The sequence below is a fragment of the Pseudonocardia charpentierae genome (genome assembly GCF_031845345.1).
Taxonomy (GTDB): Bacteria; Actinomycetota; Actinomycetes; order Mycobacteriales; family Pseudonocardiaceae; genus Pseudonocardia; species Pseudonocardia charpentierae.
Map to the genome: position 1 here is coordinate 1 of NZ_JAVREJ010000150.1, position 214 is coordinate 214.

1 pseudogene is annotated in these 214 nt (G+C 63.1%); it reads right to left on the reverse strand.

The annotated features are described in order from the left end of the window. Positions 1-147: pseudogene (locus tag RM445_RS32235) on the reverse strand (IS982 family transposase); the annotation flags it as partial. Between the last annotated feature and the right edge of the window lie 67 nt (positions 148-214).

Sequence of the window (214 nt, forward strand, 5' to 3'; positions counted from 1 at the left end):
GACCCCGAGCAGGACCTGGGCGACGGCCAGGGTCAGCAGTTCGGCATCGGAGAGCCGGGGTGGTCTTCCCGTTCGGGTGTGCGCACCCAGCCAGTCGTCGATCTTCACATAGAGTGCGGTTAGGAGGGTGTTGAGGTCTGTCGTCACAAACGGATCTTCAACACCCTCCTGCCACGTCCCGGGCAGGCACGCCGTTAGGACTTACTCGTCTAGG